The sequence below is a fragment of the Geobacillus sp. YHL genome (assembly GCF_022341265.1).
GTDB classification, from domain to species: domain Bacteria; phylum Bacillota; class Bacilli; order Bacillales; family Anoxybacillaceae; genus Geobacillus; species Geobacillus thermoleovorans.
On sequence record NZ_JAEIGB010000018.1, the window covers coordinates 43,811 to 62,599 of the forward strand.

17 protein-coding genes and 3 riboswitches are annotated in these 18,789 nt (G+C 54.8%); of the genes, 7 read left to right on the top strand and 10 right to left on the bottom strand.

Going from position 1 to position 18,789, the window contains the following annotated elements; translation table 11 throughout:
* Positions 1-3: 3 nt before the first annotated feature.
* The 6 genes from JCR24_RS13695 to JCR24_RS13720 form a co-directional block, all read right to left on the bottom strand.
* Entirely contained in the window at positions 4-1,017 is a 1,014-nt protein-coding gene (locus tag JCR24_RS13695) for an ABC transporter permease (protein WP_238980811.1), read from the bottom strand.
* Positions 959-2,509 (bottom strand): sugar ABC transporter ATP-binding protein, encoded by a 1,551-nt coding sequence (locus JCR24_RS13700; protein ID WP_238980812.1) that lies wholly within the window; start codon positions 2,507-2,509, stop codon positions 959-961. The genes JCR24_RS13695 and JCR24_RS13700 overlap by 59 nt, the downstream gene beginning before the upstream one ends.
* Positions 2,506-3,666, bottom strand: a complete 1,161-nt coding sequence (locus JCR24_RS13705) for a sugar ABC transporter substrate-binding protein (RefSeq protein ID WP_238980813.1) — start codon at positions 3,664-3,666, stop codon at positions 2,506-2,508. Before JCR24_RS13705 ends, JCR24_RS13700 begins: the two co-directional genes overlap by 4 nt.
* On the bottom strand, positions 3,653-4,720 hold the full coding sequence (gene mtnA, locus JCR24_RS13710; protein WP_238980814.1) for an S-methyl-5-thioribose-1-phosphate isomerase: 1,068 nt from the start codon (positions 4,718-4,720) through the stop codon (positions 3,653-3,655). Before mtnA ends, JCR24_RS13705 begins: the two co-directional genes overlap by 14 nt.
* Positions 4,721-4,789: 69 nt before the next feature.
* Positions 4,790-5,980 (bottom strand): S-methyl-5-thioribose kinase, encoded by a 1,191-nt coding sequence (gene mtnK / locus JCR24_RS13715; RefSeq protein WP_060788073.1) that lies wholly within the window; start codon positions 5,978-5,980, stop codon positions 4,790-4,792.
* 138 nt (positions 5,981-6,118) lie between these two features.
* Positions 6,119-6,287: riboswitch (SAM riboswitch) on the bottom strand.
* A gap of 94 nt (positions 6,288-6,381) precedes the next feature.
* Positions 6,382-7,194 (bottom strand): carbon-nitrogen family hydrolase, encoded by an 813-nt coding sequence (locus JCR24_RS13720; protein WP_238980815.1) that lies wholly within the window; start codon positions 7,192-7,194, stop codon positions 6,382-6,384.
* Positions 7,195-7,291: 97 nt separating this feature from the next.
* Between JCR24_RS13720 and JCR24_RS13725 the strand changes: the two genes are divergently transcribed.
* The 5 genes from JCR24_RS13725 to JCR24_RS13745 all read left to right on the top strand — a co-directional run bounded on the left by JCR24_RS13725 (position 7,292) and on the right by JCR24_RS13745 (position 11,850).
* Positions 7,292-8,479, top strand: coding sequence for a pyridoxal phosphate-dependent aminotransferase (locus JCR24_RS13725; RefSeq protein ID WP_305054824.1), 1,188 nt, complete (start codon positions 7,292-7,294; stop codon positions 8,477-8,479).
* Positions 8,480-8,563: 84 nt separating this feature from the next.
* Positions 8,564-8,672, top strand: a riboswitch (SAM riboswitch).
* Positions 8,673-8,743: 71 nt separating this feature from the next.
* Positions 8,744-9,985: a 2,3-diketo-5-methylthiopentyl-1-phosphate enolase gene (gene mtnW / locus JCR24_RS13730; protein ID WP_062898494.1), complete on the top strand. Its 1,242-nt coding sequence runs from the start codon at positions 8,744-8,746 to the stop codon at positions 9,983-9,985.
* Positions 9,982-10,644, top strand: a complete 663-nt coding sequence (gene mtnX / locus JCR24_RS13735; protein ID WP_238980816.1) for a 2-hydroxy-3-keto-5-methylthiopentenyl-1-phosphate phosphatase — start codon at positions 9,982-9,984, stop codon at positions 10,642-10,644. The genes mtnW and mtnX overlap by 4 nt, the downstream gene beginning before the upstream one ends.
* Entirely contained in the window at positions 10,641-11,273 is a 633-nt protein-coding gene (locus JCR24_RS13740) for a methylthioribulose 1-phosphate dehydratase (RefSeq protein WP_013145967.1), read from the top strand. Before mtnX ends, JCR24_RS13740 begins: the two co-directional genes overlap by 4 nt.
* A gap of 34 nt (positions 11,274-11,307) precedes the next feature.
* Positions 11,308-11,850 carry a 1,2-dihydroxy-3-keto-5-methylthiopentene dioxygenase gene (locus tag JCR24_RS13745; protein WP_011230457.1) on the top strand — a complete coding sequence of 181 codons (543 nt, stop codon included), beginning with the start codon at positions 11,308-11,310 and terminating at the stop codon, positions 11,848-11,850.
* Between the two features lie 46 nt (positions 11,851-11,896).
* On the opposite strand, the gene JCR24_RS13750 is transcribed toward JCR24_RS13745, so the two are convergent.
* Positions 11,897-12,631: a ZIP family metal transporter gene (locus JCR24_RS13750; RefSeq protein WP_238980817.1), complete on the bottom strand. Its 735-nt coding sequence runs from the start codon at positions 12,629-12,631 to the stop codon at positions 11,897-11,899.
* A 221-nt stretch (positions 12,632-12,852) separates the two neighbouring features.
* On the opposite strand from JCR24_RS13750, the gene JCR24_RS13755 reads away from it, so the two are divergent.
* Together JCR24_RS13755 and JCR24_RS13760 are read left to right on the top strand one after the other, a co-directional pair.
* Positions 12,853-13,302 carry a MarR family winged helix-turn-helix transcriptional regulator gene (locus JCR24_RS13755; RefSeq protein ID WP_238980818.1) on the top strand — a complete coding sequence of 150 codons (450 nt, stop codon included), beginning with the start codon at positions 12,853-12,855 and terminating at the stop codon, positions 13,300-13,302.
* An 87-nt stretch (positions 13,303-13,389) separates the two neighbouring features.
* Complete coding sequence (locus JCR24_RS13760; protein WP_031212856.1) at positions 13,390-13,956, top strand: phosphate propanoyltransferase; 567 nt, start codon at positions 13,390-13,392, stop codon at positions 13,954-13,956.
* A 213-nt stretch (positions 13,957-14,169) separates the two neighbouring features.
* On the opposite strand, the gene JCR24_RS13765 is transcribed toward JCR24_RS13760, so the two are convergent.
* The 3 genes from JCR24_RS13765 to JCR24_RS13775 form a co-directional block, all read right to left on the bottom strand.
* Positions 14,170-14,703, bottom strand: coding sequence for a short-chain dehydrogenase (locus JCR24_RS13765; protein ID WP_011230461.1), 534 nt, complete (start codon positions 14,701-14,703; stop codon positions 14,170-14,172).
* 18 nt (positions 14,704-14,721) lie between these two features.
* Positions 14,722-16,743, bottom strand: coding sequence for a S9 family peptidase (locus JCR24_RS13770; RefSeq protein ID WP_238980819.1), 2,022 nt, complete (start codon positions 16,741-16,743; stop codon positions 14,722-14,724).
* A gap of 124 nt (positions 16,744-16,867) precedes the next feature.
* On the bottom strand, positions 16,868-18,292 hold the full coding sequence (locus tag JCR24_RS13775) for an amino acid permease (protein WP_238980820.1): 1,425 nt from the start codon (positions 18,290-18,292) through the stop codon (positions 16,868-16,870).
* A gap of 91 nt (positions 18,293-18,383) precedes the next feature.
* A riboswitch (Lysine riboswitch) is annotated at positions 18,384-18,563 on the bottom strand.
* Positions 18,564-18,789: the final 226 nt, after the last annotated feature.

An 18,789-nucleotide genomic window follows, 5' to 3' on the forward strand; every position in this document is an offset into this window, starting at 1 on the left:
GCGTTATTTTTTTTGCCAATGCGACAAGGCGAGGGCGCCGACTAAAATGGCGCCTTTTATAATGTCTTGGGCGTAATACGGAACGTTTGCCATCGTCAAGCCGTTCAGCAACACGCCCATTAAAATCGAGCCGAACAATGTGCCGATGACGTTCGGCTTGCCGGCGCCAAAGACGGAAAAGCCGATGTAGGCGGCGGCGACGCTGTCCATTAAAAGCGAGGCGCCGGCCGACACTTGCCCGGTGCCGATGCGCGAGGCAAGGACGATGCCGCCTAAGGCCGCAAAAAACCCGCTGATGACGTATGCATATGTCCGATAGCGGTTGACCGGGATGCCTGAGAGCCTTGCCGCCTCGCGGTTTTCCCCGGTCAAATAAAAGAGGCGGCCGGGTTTCGTGTACGTTAAAAACAGATGAGCGGCAATGACGACAAACAGCATAAGCAAGACCGAAAACGGCACGCCGAACAGCTCTCCCTGGCCGATAAATAAAAAGGAAGGAATGAATTTGCCCGGCGCCGTGCCGCCATCGGGCAGCGGCATGTCGTTGTAGATCGAAAACCCTTTCGTATAGGTGAGCTGCACGCCGTTAATGGCGTACATCGTCGCCAACGTCGCGAGCAAATCGGGCAATTTGAATTTGACGATCAACAACGAGTTCAAGAGCCCGACAGCAATGCCGAGCAACAGCGGCACGAGCAGGGTGATGAAAATTTCTTGGCGGTACAGGACGAGCGCCGCTGCGCTCGCGATCGTCGCTAGGCTCACCGTCGAGCCGACGGACAAATCGAAGCCATCGACGATGAGCGAAAACGTAATGCCGATTGCCACGAGCGTCACGATCGAAATGGACCGCAAAATGTCACTGAAGTTTTCATACGTAAAAAATCGGTCTTGCGTGATGCCGAAGTAGGCGATAACGGCAAGAATGGCCAGCAAGGTGCCGTGTTTATACAACAATTCAAGAATGGACGGCGCCGTTTTTTTCGACGGCGCTGTGGAAACGGCTGGCTGGCTCATGGATCTCACCTCCGCTGCAATAGTAAACAAGCTGTTCATACGTCAATTCAGCGGCCGGCAGGCGAGCGAGCAGCCGGCCGTCGACCATCACGTAGATGGTGTCGCAAATGTCAAGCAGCTCTTGAAATTCGCTGGAAAAGTACAGCACCGTTTTTCCTTCATCGGCAAGGGAGCGAATGATGGAAAACACCTCTTGTTTCGCATGGACGTCGATTCCTTTGGTCGGTTCGTCAAACAAAAAGACGCGTGCGTTTGTGTTGAGCCATTTGCCGATGACGACTTTTTGTTGATTGCCGCCGCTCAAGTGGCGAACGACGGTGGTGCTTGACGGCGGATGAACACCTAGCGAGCGGACGAGCCCGTCGGCTTCAGCCGCTTCTTTCGCCCAGCTGATCCATTGCCAGCGCGACAGGCGGGAAAGAAGGCGGACGGTCAAGTTCGTTTTCACTGATTCGGGCAAAAACAACCCTTGTTTGCGCCGTTCTTCCGGGATGAGGCAAAGGCCGGCGTCGATGGCTTCATAAGGCGATGAGAACACATAGCGTCTGCCATCAATTTCCCACTCGCCGGATGTGTTCCGGTGGGCGATGAGGCTTTCGGCAAGCTCCGTCTTGCCGGCGCCGACGAGGCCAGCGATGCCGACGATTTCGCCGCGGTGGGCGTATAGGTCGACTGTTGTCCCGGTTTTGTCGATCAAAATTCCGCGGGCGGCAAACGCGATGTCGCTTCTGTATGTGCGTGCTTGTTTCGCGGCGGCGGTCCGCTTCGTTCCAGTCATATGAAGGACGATGTCCTCAAGCGGCAGGCTGCGGGCGCCTCCGTGATAGACGACGCGGCCGTCGCGCAAAATCGTCAGCCGGTCAGCGATCTCCTGAACTTCTTTCAGTTTATGAGAGATGTAAATAAAGCCGACGCCTTGCTGCTTCAGTTCATCGATGATGGCAAACAGACGCCTTGTTTCCGCCTCGCTTAAGGCGGCCGTCGGTTCGTCTAGGATGATATAGCGCGCGTTGGATGAAAGCACTTTGGCGAGCACAATCAGCTGCTTTTCATGGAGCGAGCAGTCGCGAACCAATTTCGTCGGCGGCAACGACAGGCCGACGCGGCGAAGCAGGGCGGCGGCCCGCTCTTTTTCTTGACGCAGCGAGCGAATCGGCCGTTGCTTCACATGGACGAACTCGTCCGCCGCTACATTTTCGTAAATCGGCAAGCCGGGAAAGAGCGCTGTGTCAACTTCTTGAACGACGAGGCCGATGCCGGCTTGTTTTGCTTCGCGCGGCGATGAAAACGTGTATATCGTACCGTCGATCGTGATCGTACCAGCGTCAGGCGGAATGGCGCCGGCCAAAATGTTCATGAGCGTGCTTTTGCCGGCGCCGTTCATGCCTAAAAGGGCGTGGACTTCGCCAGGACGAACGTCGAAGTCCACGCCGTCGAGCACGCGCACGGCGCCAAACGATTTTTCCATGCCCCGCATTGACAACCCGTTCATTTTTTGTTCACCTGGGCTTCCAACGTTTTCATCCACGGCGAGATGGCGACATTGGATTGCCCCCAGCCCGGGATGTATTGCGAAAGCTCATTCATCGACACTTGTTTGTCCGGAAGATCGGACCGTTTCACTAAATGCGGCTCAAGCGAGTAAATGTTCGGCGTTTTTTCTCCGGCGATTTTTTGATACGCGAACCGCACTTGGACGCGGCCGACTTCGGCTGGGTCGGTCGCCGTTGTCGCCACCCATGGGCTGTTTGGTTTTTGGATCATTTGCAAGTCTTCATCGCTCAAATCGATGCCGTACACTTTAATTTCCGTGCGCCCAGCTTGCTCGATGGCGCGCGTCGCCCCTTTGGCGAACTCGTCCCAAGTTGCGAAGACAGCGTCAATGTCGCCTTTGTTCGGGTATTTTTTCAAAATCGCTTCCATTTGCGTTTGTGTGTCCAAAGCTGTGTTGGCGCTCGCCGTGCCAAACTTGGCAATTTCTTTAATGTTCGGATAGCGTTTTTTGAACGCGTCATAAATGATATGGCGGCGTTCCATCGGGGTAAAGCCGCCGACCCAAATCGTGACGATGTTGCCTTCCCCGTTTAAGTCTTCTGCGAGCGTTTTTAATGTTTTCCAGGCGAGGCTGTAGTCGTCTTGGTCGATGACGGTGACGCCGGGAATGTTCAAATCGTTGTCAAACGCCACAACTGGAATGCCTTTGGCGACGGCTTTTTTCACCGGGCCTTCGAGCGCATCGGCGCGGCCGTGGTCAAGCAAAATGGCGTCAACATTTTGCGTAATGGCCGTCTCAACGTACGATGCCATTTTGGTTAAATCGTTGTCGGCGTTGTAAATTTGCACCTCGCCGCCGAATTTTTGCACTTGTTCTTTGACGCCGGCGATGTATTGCGATGAGAACGTGCCGATGGACAGTTGCATAATGGCGGCGATTTTCACCGGCTTTTTCAACTTTTCAGGAATGGCCGCTTGCTCGTCGCTTGTTGCCGTCGAGTGGCTGGATGTCGTTTCCGTTTTGTTGTTCGTGGTCTTGGCTTCGTTGGCTGGCTTGGAGCTCACGGCATCTTGCTCGTGTGTGCAGCCAGCCAAGATGGAGAACACGGCAAAGAAAAGAAGAAAAAGGGAAGATAAGGCCTTAAATCGTTTCATGTTGCTCCTCCTTTGTGAATAATGATGGCAGCGTTGCGTTGTAATTGCCGCGAATGATGCCTTTTTCGGTAATGATGGCGGTAATGAGTTCGTTTGGCGTCACGTCAAACGCCGGATTGTATACGTTGACGCCTTCCGGGGCGATGCGCACGCCGGCGATGTGGGTCACTTCATCCGGATGGCGCTCTTCGATCGGGATGTCCGCACCTGTTTTCGTCGTCAAATCGATCGTGGACAACGGCGCAGCGACGTAAAACGGAATGTCAAACGACTTCGCGAGCAAGGCCAGGCCGAACGTGCCGATTTTGTTCGCCGTATCGCCGTTTCGCGCGATCCGATCGGCGCCGACGATGATGGCGCTGATCTGTTTCGCTTTGATCGTTTGCGCTGCCATGTTGTCGGTGATGAGCGTCACATCAACGCCCGCTTGCATCAGTTCCCAAGCGGTCAGGCGCGCCCCTTGCAAAACGGGACGTGTCTCAAGGGCGTAAACGGATAGCTCGATTCCTTTTTCTTTCGCCAAATAAAACGGGGCGAGCGCTGTTCCGTAGCGGGCGGTGGCGATCGAGCCAGCGTTGCAGATCGTCATCACACGATCGCCCGGACGAAAGAGCGACAACGCGTATTCGCCGATGCGGCGGCACACATCCTCATCTTCCACTTGAATGCGGATCGCCTCATGGATGAGCGCCGTTTTTGCCTCGTTGATGGAGACGGCGTTTTCGACAGCGGCGACGAGCCGGTCAAGCGCCCAAAACAAATTGACGGCGGTCGGTCGGGCGCCGGCCAGGTAGTCGCGATCCTGTTTTAAGCGGCGGCGGAATTCATCGAGCGATTTGGTGTCATAGCCCAGTGCGGCAAGCGCCAGGCCATAGGCGGCGGTGATGCCGATCGCCGGCGCGCCGCGCACTTTCAGCGTGGCAATCGCCTCATAGACGTCTTCCAGAGTGTGCAAGTCGATATATTCGATGATGGATGGAAGCTTTTGCTGGTTTAAAATCGTCACATGCGTCTCGCGCCATTCGACTGAGCGCGGGATGGCAAATGTGCTCATTGCTGTCTTCCTTTCTTTTGGCGTTGTTCGTTTGTCCGGCCCGTCGCCGGCGGGCCGGATCGAATGGCATTACTGCTTGGTTTCGGCGAGCAGCCGGCGGAAGCCATCCGTTCCTGTCAGCTCAGCCCGCTCAATGATCAAGCGGCGGCCGAGGCGGAGCGCATGCCGTTTGGCAACAAGCCGTTCATCTTTGTGCTCGATGCCGTCAAGGTCCGCCACATGGGCGAGGCCGATCGTCCGGCGGATGACTTCGCAGCCGGCAAAGCCGACGGCGTCGATGAACGCGTGCCGGAGCACGTCCTCGAGCAAGCCCGGCGTCGCGGCGTACGTTTCCACGCTCTCGGTGCGCCAAAGGTTTGAGAACACGGACGCAAAGACGTCCCATGTCCGGTCGATGTGGTCAAAGAGCGGTTGGCGCTCTAATTCAGAGCGGGACAACGCATTTAACAGCAAATTGGCAAAAAATTGGCCAAGGTCAAACCCGATCGGACCGTAAAAGGCGAATTCTGGGTCGATCACTTTCGTTTCGTCGGCGCTTACGAAAATGCTGCCGGTATGCAAATCGCCATGCAAGAGCACATCGGCTTCGGTTAAAAACTTGCGCTTCAGCTTTGCTGCTTCTAGGTGCAAGCGGTCATCGCGCCAAAGCGCTTCAACGTCTGGGCGCAATTCGTCTTCAAAGTTGTTCGTTTCGTGGTCAAAAAACGGGTCGGTGAAGACGAGGTCTTCCGTGATTTTGCACAGTTCCGGATTGACGAAGCTTTGCGCCAATTTCTTTTTCTCTTGCTGGTTCATGCCGAAATCAGACGTATAAAACGCCGTCTTGGCGACAAACTCGCCGATATGCTGGGACAAAAGCGGATACGTTTTTCCTTCGATCAACCCTTTGCGGGCGATTTGCAAACGGGATAAGTCTTCCATCACCGTAATGGCGAGCGATTCGTCAGAATAGTAGACTTTCGGCACGTATTGCGGCACATAGCTCGCAAACGTGCGCAGCGCGTTGCTTTCGATGACGGCGCGCTTTAACGTAAGCGGCCAGCTTTCGCCGACCACTTTGGCGTACGGCAACGCTTGTTTGATGATTACGCCTTGCTTTGTTTCTTGGTCGACGATATGAAACACTAAGTTCAAGTTGCCGTCGCCGATCTCGCGGCACAAAAGAGGCGCCCCGTCGCGGAATAAGCCGAGGCGGACAGCGAGAGATACCGCCTTCGGTTCGGTCAGCGGTTCGTAAACCGATGTTTGAACAGTGGTCATTGCCTTGTTCCCCCTTTTTTCATTTCGCTCGTTTTCAAATGCCGGTTCTGACGCGCGCTAAAACTCGGCGTTTCCGGCAAATGAAAAAGCCTCTTTCGCATACGGAAAGAGGCTTGAAGATTCATTCGTTCTTCGCGCCTCTTATCTTTCAGAAAGACATCGGTCTTTCTGTTGGACTTAGCACCGTGCCCTGCGGAAGCATGACGCTTCCGGCGCCGCCCTTGGCGTGCGCCCTATCTCACGATAGTATTACGGTCGGTTGCTGGGCTTCATTGGGCCAATTCCCTCAGCCAACTCTTGATAAGAGTACCGATTTCTCGTATTCAGTTTTTGCAATTTTCACGATGTTGTCAATCGTTTGGTTGTTTGATTCGAATGATACATGGTCGATCAATCGATTGTCAATACGTTTTGAAAAAATTTTTTGCCGCTTCGTAGTCGTGCGGCCGGCGGTCGGCAAACACCGGGATGCGCGCGCGGACGTCCGCAACGAGTGCGGGATCGATGTCGGCCGAGAGAATGCCCGGCTTCTCGTCCGCCTCGGCGATCACTTCGCCCCATGGGTCGATGACGAGCGAATGGCCGGCAAAGACGTTGTTCGGGTCGCGGCCAGCCCGGTTGCAGGCGACGACGTAGCATTGGTTTTCAATCGCCCGCGCCATCAAGAGCGTCCGCCAATGGTGCAGGCGGGGAAGCGGCCATTCGGCGACGACAAACAGCACTTCCGCCCCAGCCATAGCATGGGCGCGAATCCACTCCGGAAAGCGGATGTCATAGCAAATGACCCCGGCGCATGAAAGCCCGTCAAGCGAAAACAAACCTAAGCTGCTTCCCGGCTGCAAATACAAATGTTCATCCATCAATTGGAACAGGTGAAGCTTGCTGTATTCGCCAACGATTTGACCGTTCCGGTCGGCGACGATCATCGTGTTCGTCACGCCGGTTGTTGTTTTTTTAGCGACCGAGCCGGCGACGAGATGGATGCTGTGTGCTTGCGCTAGGCGGGAGGCGAACGCTTTCGCTCGTTCGGCGCCTTCGTCGGCAATCTCATCTAGGCGCGTCAAATCGTAGCCGGTCGTCCATAATTCCGGCAGCACGATGATATTCGCGCCGTCCTTGACGGCCGATTCAATGGCGCTTTCCGCGCGCCGTTCGTTTTCGTTCGGGTCGCCAAACGCAATATCAAGCTGGAGGCAGGCGATGCGGATCGTCATGAGTTTTCACCTCGAAAAAATTTTGCTTTACATTTTGCTTTTTACGATATATGATGTTGCACTAGAATTTCAAGAATTTTTTAAGAAGGTGTGGGCGATGACGATGGAAATTCCTTTTTCCGAGCTGCTTGAGCAGTTGCCAAAGCAATTTTTCGCCTCGCTTGTCGCAAAAGTGGGGGAGAAAATCAAGGCCGGATGCGACGTGATCAATTTAGGGCAAGGCAACCCGGATCAGCCGACGCCAAAGCATATCGTTGAGGCGATGCAGCGGGCGGCGGCCAATCCGAAATACCATAAATATTCGCCGTTTCAAGGCTACTTCTTTTTGAAAGAAGCCATCGCCGCGTTTTACGCGCGTGAATACGGGGTGAACATCGATCCAGACCGCGAAGTCGCCATTTTGTTCGGCGGCAAGGCCGGGCTTGTCGAACTGCCGCTTTGCCTCGTCAACCCGGGCGATGTGGTGCTTGTCCCGGACCCGGGCTATCCGGACTATTGGTCGGGGATCGCGCTTGCCCGCGCGCGGATGGAAATGATGCCGCTTGTTGCGGAAAACGGTTTTTTGCCGGACTATGAAGCCATTCCGGCGGCAGTGGCCGACCGAGCGAAGCTCATGTTTTTAAACTATCCGAACAATCCGACCGGCGCGACGGCGACAAAGGAATTTTTCGCGGAGACGGTGGCGTTTGCCGCCAAGCACGGCATTGCCGTCGTGCACGATTTCGCTTATGGGGCGATCGGCTTTGACGGCCGGAAACCGGTCAGCTTCCTGGAAGTCGATGGGGCGAAAGACGTCGGCGTCGAAATTTATACGTTTTCGAAAACATACAATATGGCCGGCTGGCGTGTGGCGTTTGCCGTCGGCAACGAGCGGATCATTCGGGCGCTTGAGCTTTTGCAGGATCATTTGTATGTCAGCTTGTTCGGCGCCATCCAGGAAGCGGCCGCCGCGGCGCTCCTTGGTCCGCAAGATTGTGTCACGGAGCTGGTCGCATTGTATGAGGCGCGCCGCAATGCGTTCATCGCTGCGCTCTGCGAGGCCGGCTGGGAGGTGCAGGCGCCATCCGGGTCGTTTTTCGCCTGGCTTCCGCTGCCAAAAGGCATATCATCCGCTGAGTTTGCCGACATGCTGCTTGAGCGGGCGCATGTCGCCGTCGCCCCAGGCATCGGGTTCGGCGAGCACGGCGAAGGGTATGTGCGCGTCGGCCTCTTGACCGATGAAGCGCGGCTTCGCGAAGCAGCGGAGCGGATCGGCCGCCTTGGATTGTTCGAAAAAAATTTTTGAAAAATGATTGACAACGCCAATCGGCGATGTCATAATTCAAAGTAAATTTGCCAATTGTTTGATAAGTGCATAAACGAGCAGGCTTTCTTATCAAGAGCAGGCGGAGGGACGAGCCCAATGAAGCCCGGCAACCGGCTTGGCGCGCGCCAAGCACGGTGCTAATTCTTGCAGCGGAAACGCTGAGAGATAAGAAGAGCGCCATGGATGAGTGACGCCTCTTCTTATGAAGAGGCGTTTTTATTTCGAGATTGAGAGGGATGAACGATGAGTGCAGTGATGGCAACGTATTTGCTTCATGATGAAACAGACATTCGGAAAAAGGCGGAAGGGATCGCGCTCGGCTTGACGATCGGCACGTGGACCGACTTGCCGGCGTTGGAGCAGGAGCAGCTTCGCAAACATAAAGGGGAAGTCGTCGCTATTGAAGAGCTTGGCGAAAGCGAGCGGGTAAACGCCTATTTCGGCAAGCGGCTGAAGCGGGCGATCGTCAAAATCGCCTACCCGACAGTCAACTTCAGCGCCGATTTGCCGGCATTGTTGGTCACGACGTTCGGCAAGCTGTCGCTCGACGGTGAAGTGCGGCTGCTTGATTTAGAGTTTCCGGATGAATGGAAGCGACAGTTTCCTGGGCCGCGCTTTGGCATCGACGGCATTCGCGACCGAGTCGGGGTGCATAACCGCCCACTGTTGATGAGCATTTTTAAAGGCATGATCGGCCGCGATTTGGCGTACTTGACGTCGGAATTGAAAAAACAGGCGCTCGGCGGCGTTGACCTGGTCAAAGACGATGAAATTTTGTTTGACAGCGAACTTCTTCCGTTTGAAAAGCGGATCACCGAGGGCAAGGCGGCGCTTCAGGAAGTGTACGAACAAACGGGCAAGCGGACGTTGTATGCCGTCAACTTGACCGGCAAAACGTTTGCGTTAAAGGACAAAGCGAAACGAGCCGCCGAGCTTGGCGCTGATGTGCTGTTGTTTAACGTCTTCGCTTATGGGCTTGACGTGTTGCAGGCGTTGCGCGAGGATGAGGAGATTGCGGTGCCGATTATGGCTCACCCGGCGTTCAGCGGCGCTGTTACGACGTCCGAATTTTATGGGGTGGCGCCTTCGCTTTGGCTTGGAAAGCTTTTGCGGCTCGCCGGCGCCGACTTTGTCCTGTTCCCGTCGCCGTATGGCAGCGTGGCCTTGGAGCGTGAGCAGGCGCTTGGCATCGCAAGGGCGCTCACCGACGACCAAGAGCCGTTTGCCCGGGCGTTTCCGGTGCCGTCGGCCGGCATTCACCCGGGATTGGTGCCGCTCATCATCCGCGATTTCGGCCTTGACACCATCGTCAACGCCGGCGGCGGCATTCACGGCCATCCGGACGGGGCGATCGGGGGCGGCCGGGCGTTTCGCGCGGCGATCGACGCGGTGTTGGCCGGCCGTCCGCTTCGTGAGGCGGCTGCAGAAAACGAAGCGCTGCAAAAAGCGATCGACCGCTGGGGCGTCGTTGAGGTGGAAGCATGACGAAACAGCTCGTTCTCTTTTGTGATTTTGACGGCACCATTACGGAAAACGACAACATCATCGCGATTATGAAACAGTTCGCCCCGCCGGAGTGGGAGGCGTTAAAAGACGACATTCTCGCTGAGCGCATTTCTGTTCAGGAAGGAGTGGGGAAGATGTTTTCCCTCCTTCCGTCCTCGCTAAAGGGAGAAATCATCGATTTCCTGCGGCGCACCACCCGGTTGCGCGCGGGATTCCGAGAGTTTGTCGCGTTTACGAAAGAGCGAGGCATTCCGCTTTATATCGTCAGCGGCGGCATCGACTTTTTCGTCTATCCGCTGCTTGAAGGGCTCATTGAACCGGAGCGCATTTTTTGCAACGGCTCCGATTTCAGCGGTGAGACGATCCGCATCACATGGCCGCATGCATGCGACGGTGAGTGCCAAAACGGCTGCGGCTGCTGCAAGCCATCGCTCCTTCGCAAGCTTGCCCGCCCGGACGGATACCATGTCGTCATCGGCGATTCGATTACGGATTTAGCGGTGGCGAGGCAAGCGGATTACGTGATGGCGCGCGATTTTCTGCTCCAAAAATGCCAAGAGCTCGGCTTGCCGCATGCGCCGTTTGCAACGTTTTTTGACGTGATTGATGCGTTGCAGCGAATGGAGGTGATCGTATGAGCATCGTCGTGAAAAAGTGGAACGAGCTCGCGGAAGTGAAAGCCGAGCTCGCCGCCCGCGACTGGTTTTTCGCGACAAGCGGCAATTTGTCGATCAAGGTGACAGACGACCCATTGACGTTTTTGGTGACAGCGAGCGGCAAGGATAAGCGGAAGCAAACAGACGAGGATTTTCTGCTCGTTGACGCCGCCGGAAAACCGGCGGAGGAAACAAACTTGAAGCCCTCGGCCGAGACGCTCTTGCACGCGGAAATTTACGGACGGACGAATGCCGGCTGCGTCTTGCACGTTCATACGGTCGACAACAACTTGATTTCTGAACTGTATGCGCAAAACGGGGAAGCGGTCTTTTCCGGCCAGGAAATCATCAAGGCGTTCGGCATTTGGGAAGAAAATGCCGCCGTGCGCATCCCGATCATTGACAATTACGCCGACATTCCAACGCTCGCTCGGGAGTTTGCGAACTATATCCATGGCGACGCCGGCGCCGTGTTGATCCAAAACCATGGCATCACGGTCTGGGGGCGTACAGCGTTTGAAGCGAAAAAACATTTGGAGGCATGGGAGTTTTTGTTCCGCTGGCAGGTGAAGCGGCTGCTTTTGCAGCGGGCCGGCCTGCCGGTTGGCTAATCCATATACATTTTTCCAAAGGAGGATGTGAATAATGGCAGTCATCAAAGTGAGAAAAACGGGCCAAGTGATTGAAGGAGAAGACAATGTGCGCGCGTTTTTGAACAGTCAAGGGGTGTTGTATGAACATTGGGACATCACGAAACTGCCGGAGCATTTGCGCGATAAATATGTTCTGACAGATGAAGAAAAAAATGAAATTTTAGCGACGTTCAAAGACGAAATTGAAGATTTAGCGGCGCGCCGCGGCTACAAAACGTGGGATATCGTCGCTCTGTCCGACGCGACGCCGAACTTGGATGAGTTGCTGAAAAAATTTGAACAAGTGCACATCCATACGGAAGATGAAGTGCGCGCCATTACGGCCGGCCATGGCATTTTCATCATCAAAGGCGACAAAGAAACCGGCTATTTTGATGTAGAGCTTGAAGCCGGCGACGTCATTTCCGTGCCGGAAGGGAATCCGCATTACTTTACGCTCATGGATGACCGTCGGGTCGTTGCGGTGCGCTTGTTTATCGACCCGTCCGGCTGGGTCGCTCATCCATATGAAGAAAAAGAGGAAGCCGTCCAATAACAATGAACGCCCCGCTGCTTATATACAGGCAGCGGGGTTGTTTTCGTTAAAACGATTGTGTTAGAAAAATCATAAACAAAATGCCGACAATAAACGCGTACGTCGATGTCCGTTCATTTCCATCGCCATGGCTTTCGGGAATGAGCTCTTTGTAAATGATAAACAGCATCGCCCCCGCGGCGAACGCCAGCCCGTACGGAACGAGCCCACGAAAAAGGGAGGTTAAGTAAAAACCGAGCAGCGATGTGACGATTTCCACGGCTCCGGTCAACGTGGCGAGCAGAAACGCCTTCAAGCGCCCGATTTGCTGGTTGATTAAAAACAAAGCGACCAAAAACCCTTCCGGTGCATTTTGCAAGCCAATCGCCAGGGCGATTAAATTGCCGATTTGGGAAGAGCTGTCGGAGGCGTAGCTGACCCCGACCGACAGACCTTCAGGCAAATTGTGCAACGTAATGGCGGCAATAATGAGCATCGCTTTTTCATCAAATTGCAAGCCGCTTTTTGTATGTTCCAAGTCAATATGGGGGACGGTCATTTCAAGCAACGTCAAAATAAGTACGCCAGCGGAAAGCCCTACTGTTAACGTGCTGAAGCCCCCTGATTTTAACGATTCCGGAATGAGACTCATCATCGAAGCCGCCATCATAATGCCGGCGGAAAAGGCCAGCAGTACGTCACGCCACCGGTGGGTGAGCGATTTGGCCATAAACAAAATCGGCACGGCGCCAAGCCCGGTGGATAAGGCGGAAAGCACGCTTCCAGCCAACACTTGGTTCATCTACTTCCCTCCCTGACATCTTTTCTCCTTCTTCACATATGCATCATTCATCGGAATGTGACAGTCGCCCAAGCGCCGACATTATAATAAATTTATCATAGCCGAAGGAAAAGCCGTGAACCAGGAAAATGCATCATCGCAAACAAAAAACGGTTGCCCGGGAATTTGCTGTTCCAGTATAATGAAAGTAAGAAAATGTCAACTTTAAAGGGTTGGATGCTATGGAACAAAAGGAACAGGCGTTGCAGCAGTCATTAAAATTATTCATCGTGTTATCGAGGGCATATCGGTCGGTCAGCGACCAAGTAAACAAGTCGATTCAAGCGTTCGGCGTGAATCCGACCGAATTTGCGGTGCTCGAACTGCTTTACCATAAAGGCGATCAGCCGCTCCAGCAAATCGGGGAAAAAATTTTGCTCGCCAGCGGCAGCATCACGTATGTCATCGACAAGCTTGAAAATAAAGGCTTGATCATCCGCCGCGCCTGTGAGCGGGATCGCCGCGTGACGTATGCGTCGATCACCGACAGCGGCCGGCAGTTCATCCAGCGCGTGTTTCCCGAACATGCCGAGACCATCCATGAAACGGTGGCGGCCCTGACGCCGGAAGAAAAGGAACAGGCCATCGTGTTGCTGAAAAAATTAGGCTATGGCGCAAAAAGCAGAGACTGACCTCGCGTCAGTCTCTTTAATTTTTCCGAAAATGGATACGTTATATAAAGAACATAACACTGCAAGAAAAAGGAGAGATCACCATTGATGATTCCTGTTGGGGTGTCCAACCGCCACATTCATTTATCGAAAGAGCATATGGCGGCGCTGTTTGGCGAAGGCGCCGAGCTGACGGTGCTCAAGCCGTTGTCGCAGCCCGGACAGTTCGCCGCCAAGGAAACGGTGACGGTCGAAGGGCCGAAAGGGAAAATTGAAAACGTCCGCGTCCTCGGACCGGTCCGTTCGCTGACGCAGCTTGAAATTTCGAAAACCGACAGCTTCAAGCTCGGCGTCGCGCCCCCGGTCCGCTTATCCGGCGATATTGACGGAACGCCGGGCATTACGATTCACGGGCCGAAGGGGACGGTGACCGTCGACAAAGGGGTGATCATTGCCAAGCGGCACATTCATATGACGCCGAAAGATGCGGAAACGTTTGGCGTCTGCGACAAACAAGTCGTGAAAGTGAAAACACAAGGGGAACGGGCGCTCATTTTCGATGAAGTCATCGTCCGCGTCAGTGAAGATTTTGCTTTAGATATGCACATTGACACGGATGAAGCGAACGCGGCTGGCTTGAAAACCGGCGATTATGTCGAACTGCTTCCGTCGTGAAATCATCCGCAGCAATGGGAGACAAGGCGCCCTCTCGTTCGTCCCGAGAGGGCGCCTCCCGTCAACGCGGGTGCTTCTTCTCTGATCGATCTAGAAGGGCGGTGAAAAACAGCGATCGCCCCTAGCTGACGTCGGACGACGTGAAACGAGAAGCTGATACCACGAGATTTCTCAATTTGAGAAACAAGGCGGTGAGGAAACCTGTTCCTTTAATCACCGGCCTTCTAGGGTGCCGACCAGATGAAACGGCGCATCACGCCGAATGGCATCAATGACGCCGCCGCTGATTTCTTGATGGGTGAGCCAGCGCGAACCGTGTTTTTCCACGACAAAACCGAGCTGAACTTGCCGATAAAGGCAAGCGACAGGCAAACAGAGTTCCGATTTCGCTTCGGCTGGATCGGCGCGGCTGCCGAGCACATGAAACAACCGCCAAGAGCCGGGATGTCCGCTATTTTTTTGGATGACAGTGGACAGCGCCTGGGTTCCGTCTGTATGCACCCACGCAATGATTAGAGCAAACGTTCCGTTTTTTTGGATGGACCGGGAAATCAGAGAACAAAGCGCTTCTTGATCGCGATAATCAACAAGAAGCGGGTTGATGGATGCCATCGGTCCAGCGCGGTCGATGAGCTGCTTCATCCGTGCGTAGCGGCGGGCGATGACGGACACATCATATCCTTCCCGCACAAGCCAAAGCGACACATCAGCCAACATGCCTGTCCCGCCGATGACAAGAGCGTGCATGGCGCGTCTCCTTTCGAATTAATCCAGTGGTCCTTTCAAATAATGATCAAACCAACCGACGATTTGGCGAAGACGTTCGAGGCGAAGCGCCGGGTTGCCGGTGCGCGACAAATCGTGGTTGGCGTCCGGGAAGCGGACAAGTTTCGTTTCCCGCCCGAGTTGTTTCAATGCGATAAACAGCTGTTCCGCCTGCTCGATCGGGCAGCGGTAATCGCGCTCGCTATGCAAGATTAAGAGCGGTGTGCGCATGTTTTGGACGTATTTGAGCGGTGAATGATGCCAAAGCCGCTCCGCGTCTTCCCAGATGTCGCAGCCGACTTCCCATTTCGTGAAAAAGTAGCCGATGTCACTCACTCCGGAGAAACTGAGCCAGTTGGAAATCGAGCGCTGGGTGACAGCCGCTTTGAACCGGTCGGTATGCCCGACGATCCAATTGGTCATAAACCCGCCGTAGCTGCCGCCAGTGACGCCAAGCCGTGTCTCGTCAATGAAGTCGAACTTGCTGATCGCGGCGTCGACGCCGGCCATAATGTCTTCATAATCCATGCCGCCATAGTCGCCGCGCACGGCATTGACGAATGCCTGTCCATATCCGTGGCTGCCGCGCGGGTTCGTGAACAAGACCGCATAACCACGCGAAACGAGCAGTTGAAATTCATGGAAAAAGGTAAACCCGTACATCGCATGCGGCCCGCCGTGAATTTCGACGACAAGCGGCGCCTTTTCCCCTTCGCCAAGCCCGGGCGGTTTCATGATCCAGCCTTGAATCTCCCAACCATCCGCCGATCGATACGTAAACGGTTCGGCATCGGCGAATACCACTTCGTTTTCGAGCGCTTCATTGGCACGCGTAAGCCGTGTTTTCGTTCCGTCTTCAAGCGAGATTATATACAAATCGCCAATGACCGTCGGCTCGCTCATGGCGGCGATGGCTTGCTGTTCGCTTGGGTGGATGGCTAAACCGTATAAATGGAAGTTGCCTTCGATCACCGGAACGATCGGGCCGTCGAGCGGGACGAAATACAAGTTGACGCGTCCGCGCTCCGAGGCGGTGACATACAGGCCGCTTCCGTCGCTCGCCCAAATCGGTCCCGGCCCTTTCGCATCAGCGTGTGTGTCGCCGACCATGGCATCGCCGAGATGGACGTCCCAATCGGCGGTCAACACCCGCTTCGTTCCACGCTCCGGCTCAAAGACGTAAAGCCGGTGAAGCGTAGCCCCGAGATAAGCAAGATCATGGCCGATGGCGGCGAGCTTCGTTCCGTCCGGCGACCAGGCGAGCGAAGCGAATGTGCCGCATCCGTTCGTCAAGTTCGTTTCCGCTTTCGATTCGAGATCAAGCAAAACAATGTCGCGCGTAAAGGTTGTGTCTGGATCATCGTTTCGGTTGGCGACAAAGGCGAGCGTCCGTCCGGTTGGGGAAACGGCAAACGAACCGATTTCTTCCTCGCGGCCCGTCAACGCTTCGGTTTTTCCTGACGCTGCATCGATGCGCACCAGCACGTCCTGCTTGCCGTCAAGAAAACCCGACGCGTCTGATTTGTAATAGAGCCGTTCCACAACGCGCGGCTTCGAATCGGCCGGTTTTTGTTCCGCCGTTTTCTGCTCTTCTCGGTCTTCGATCGTTTCTTCGTCGCCAAGCGTCGTTAGGGCGATGAGAAACGTCCCGTCCGGCGACCAAACGTAATCGCGCACACCGTTTTTGAAAAACGTCAGTTGGCGCGCCTCACCGCCATTGGCGGGCAAAAGCCAAAGCTGTGTGCGTCCGGAGCGGTCGGATAAAAAGGCGATCATTTCACCTCTTGGGGAAAAACGCGGCTTCATGTCGCGCCAGCGGCCGAACGTCCATTGACGGACGGAGCCGTCTGCCGCCCATAGCCATAAATGGGAGCGGTATTGTTTTTCCTCATCAATCGATTTTTCCACAAACACGGCGCGCGTCCCGTCCGGCGCGTAGTGCGGGTCGCGCACCGAGCGGAGGCGAAGCAAATCTTCCACCGTTATGCCGCGGCGTTTTGTCGGTTGTTCGTTGTTGTTCATCAGTTGGCCCCCCTCTTTCTTTTAAGTAAAATGGAACTACATTGTATATTTCGTTTTCCGAAAGACAAGATCCTGCCCAAAACAGAAAAAACGAACGCCCCCATAATGGACGTTCGCTTTTTGGCTATGCCGATAATTTTTGTTTTTCTTTCGCCTGCTGTGCCGCTTTTTTTACTTGCGGATAGAAGATTAGGCCGCTAGCGAGCAGGACAACACCGAGTAGGAAGGTTTTGATGTCTGCCGTGCCAGCGATAACGACCCAGATCGAATACACCGTCGCTAAGGCCGCAATGATTCCGTCAACCATCCGCTCGCGCGCCTCCATGTACGTTTCGCCGGTGAGCGTGAGTTTCAACTGAAAGACGGAAGCGATCAAATACGGGATGAGGTAGGCGAGCGTGGCGATGTAAATGACGAAGTCAAACGCCGCGGCCATCGAGTGGGAAATGGTCGAAAAGATGAACAATTGCGCCAAGGCGTTCGACAACGTAAGTGAGAAGCTCGGCACATTTTTCTTGTTTTCCTTTAAAAACATCGGCAGAAACAGCCCTTGTTTGGCCGCTTGGTACGGCACCTCAGCGCTCAGCAAGATCCAACCGAGCGTCGAGCCGAGCAGGCTAATGAGCCCAAGACCAGCCAACACGTAGCCGCCCGCCGGTCCGACGATGGCAATGATGGCATCAACGAGCGGTTTTTCCGATTGAATGAGTTTGTTTTGCGGCAAGACGCCCATTACCAAAAAGCTGATGCCAATATAAATGGCCAAAGCGATCAAAAGACCGGCGATCGTCGCCCGCTTCACATCCGCCTGTTTGCGCGCCCGCGAAGCGAACACCATCGCCGATTCAACACCGACAAACGCCCAAAGCGTCGCTAACGCGGCGTTGTTAATTTGTCCAAGCAGGCCGAGCGGCTGTCCGTCTCCGTCATAACGCGGGGCATCAAGCGGACCGACGACCGCTCTGTCAAAAGCGAACAAGGCAATGACAATAAACAGGAAAAAGCCGAGCACTTTCGCCGCTGTCGCCGCGAAATTCAACTTGCCGGCATCTTCTACGCCGCGCAAAATAATGGCGTGCATCACCCAAAGAAGCGCCGTGCAGACGAGAAAGGTAAGCAAATTCCCAAGCTTTAGCGTAAACGAGCCCATCGTGAGAACGGTTTTGTCGCTCGTTAATACAGGGAAAAATGTCGACAAGTAGCTCGCAAACGTCGTGATGATGGCGACATTGCCGGCAAAGTTGCCGACCCAGTAGCCCCACGATGACATAAATCCCGATAAAATCGAGAGATTGGAGCCTTTCGGAAACAGCTCCTTCGCGTAAATTTGCGGTCCGCCGCCTAAGTCGGGCTTGCGGATTGCCAAGTTGCCGAAAACAAGCGCCGTCATTAGAACGCCGGCTCCGGTCAGCAGCCAGGCGAGCATCACGCCGATGGGGCTCGCCGCCTCCGCCAACGAGCGCGGCAGCATAAAAATGCCGGAACCAACCATATTGCCAACGACGAGCGCCGTTAATACCCAAATTCCAAGTTTTCGCTGATTGTCCAAGATGAAAACGCTCCTTCCTTGAAAATAAGCAAAAATAAAAGAAAGCACCCGCGCCTCTTCAGCGGGTGCATGATCGGTTCGCATCCAACTGAATGGCGATAGCGCTCCACCGCCGTAGGCGATGGCAGTCCTGCACCTGTTCGGCCGCAGGCCCAGCTTGCGCCGCCGGAGCGCGCCGCAAACTTCGGCGGTGAACCCTTTCCCGCTGCGTCATGGACCGCTCCGAGCCTCGGCAGCGCTACTTTTGTTCACCGCAACCTCTATCCCATTAAAGTGGAGAGGGGGTATATGGTTGCCGACATTATATTACCCAATTCGACAAAAATCGTCAATATCTTTTGGTTGGAAGAGTGAGTCAAGACGTTGGATTTTCATGGACACTCTCCTCTACATACCAGACGTGTGAGTAAAATATTTGTGGGTGACATTCCGAAATGATCCCCGACGAGGGTTGCGAACTTTTGTTCGCGACGCTCGTCGGGGCCACCAAGCGAAGC

What these genes read in the sequence shown, in the direction of transcription:
- JCR24_RS13695 (WP_238980811.1), bottom strand. Translation starts at nt 1,017, where the DNA reads ATGAGCCAGCCAGCCGTTTCCACAGCGCCGTCGAAAAAAACGGCGCCG.
- JCR24_RS13700 (WP_238980812.1), bottom strand. Translation starts at nt 2,509, where the DNA reads ATGAACGGGTTGTCAATGCGGGGCATGGAAAAATCGTTTGGCGCCGTG.
- JCR24_RS13705 (WP_238980813.1), bottom strand. Translation starts at nt 3,666, where the DNA reads ATGAAACGATTTAAGGCCTTATCTTCCCTTTTTCTTCTTTTCTTTGCC.
- mtnA (WP_238980814.1), bottom strand. Translation starts at nt 4,720, where the DNA reads ATGAGCACATTTGCCATCCCGCGCTCAGTCGAATGGCGCGAGACGCAT.
- mtnK (WP_060788073.1), bottom strand. Translation starts at nt 5,980, where the DNA reads ATGACCACTGTTCAAACATCGGTTTACGAACCGCTGACCGAACCGAAG.
- JCR24_RS13720 (WP_238980815.1), bottom strand. Translation starts at nt 7,194, where the DNA reads ATGACGATCCGCATCGCCTGCCTCCAGCTTGATATTGCGTTTGGCGAC.
- JCR24_RS13725 (WP_305054824.1), top strand. Translation starts at nt 7,292, where the DNA reads ATGACGATGGAAATTCCTTTTTCCGAGCTGCTTGAGCAGTTGCCAAAG.
- mtnW (WP_062898494.1), top strand. Translation starts at nt 8,744, where the DNA reads ATGAGTGCAGTGATGGCAACGTATTTGCTTCATGATGAAACAGACATT.
- mtnX (WP_238980816.1), top strand. Translation starts at nt 9,982, where the DNA reads ATGACGAAACAGCTCGTTCTCTTTTGTGATTTTGACGGCACCATTACG.
- JCR24_RS13740 (WP_013145967.1), top strand. Translation starts at nt 10,641, where the DNA reads ATGAGCATCGTCGTGAAAAAGTGGAACGAGCTCGCGGAAGTGAAAGCC.
- JCR24_RS13745 (WP_011230457.1), top strand. Translation starts at nt 11,308, where the DNA reads ATGGCAGTCATCAAAGTGAGAAAAACGGGCCAAGTGATTGAAGGAGAA.
- JCR24_RS13750 (WP_238980817.1), bottom strand. Translation starts at nt 12,631, where the DNA reads ATGAACCAAGTGTTGGCTGGAAGCGTGCTTTCCGCCTTATCCACCGGG.
- JCR24_RS13755 (WP_238980818.1), top strand. Translation starts at nt 12,853, where the DNA reads ATGGAACAAAAGGAACAGGCGTTGCAGCAGTCATTAAAATTATTCATC.
- JCR24_RS13760 (WP_031212856.1), top strand. Translation starts at nt 13,390, where the DNA reads ATGATTCCTGTTGGGGTGTCCAACCGCCACATTCATTTATCGAAAGAG.
- JCR24_RS13765 (WP_011230461.1), bottom strand. Translation starts at nt 14,703, where the DNA reads ATGCACGCTCTTGTCATCGGCGGGACAGGCATGTTGGCTGATGTGTCG.
- JCR24_RS13770 (WP_238980819.1), bottom strand. Translation starts at nt 16,743, where the DNA reads ATGAACAACAACGAACAACCGACAAAACGCCGCGGCATAACGGTGGAA.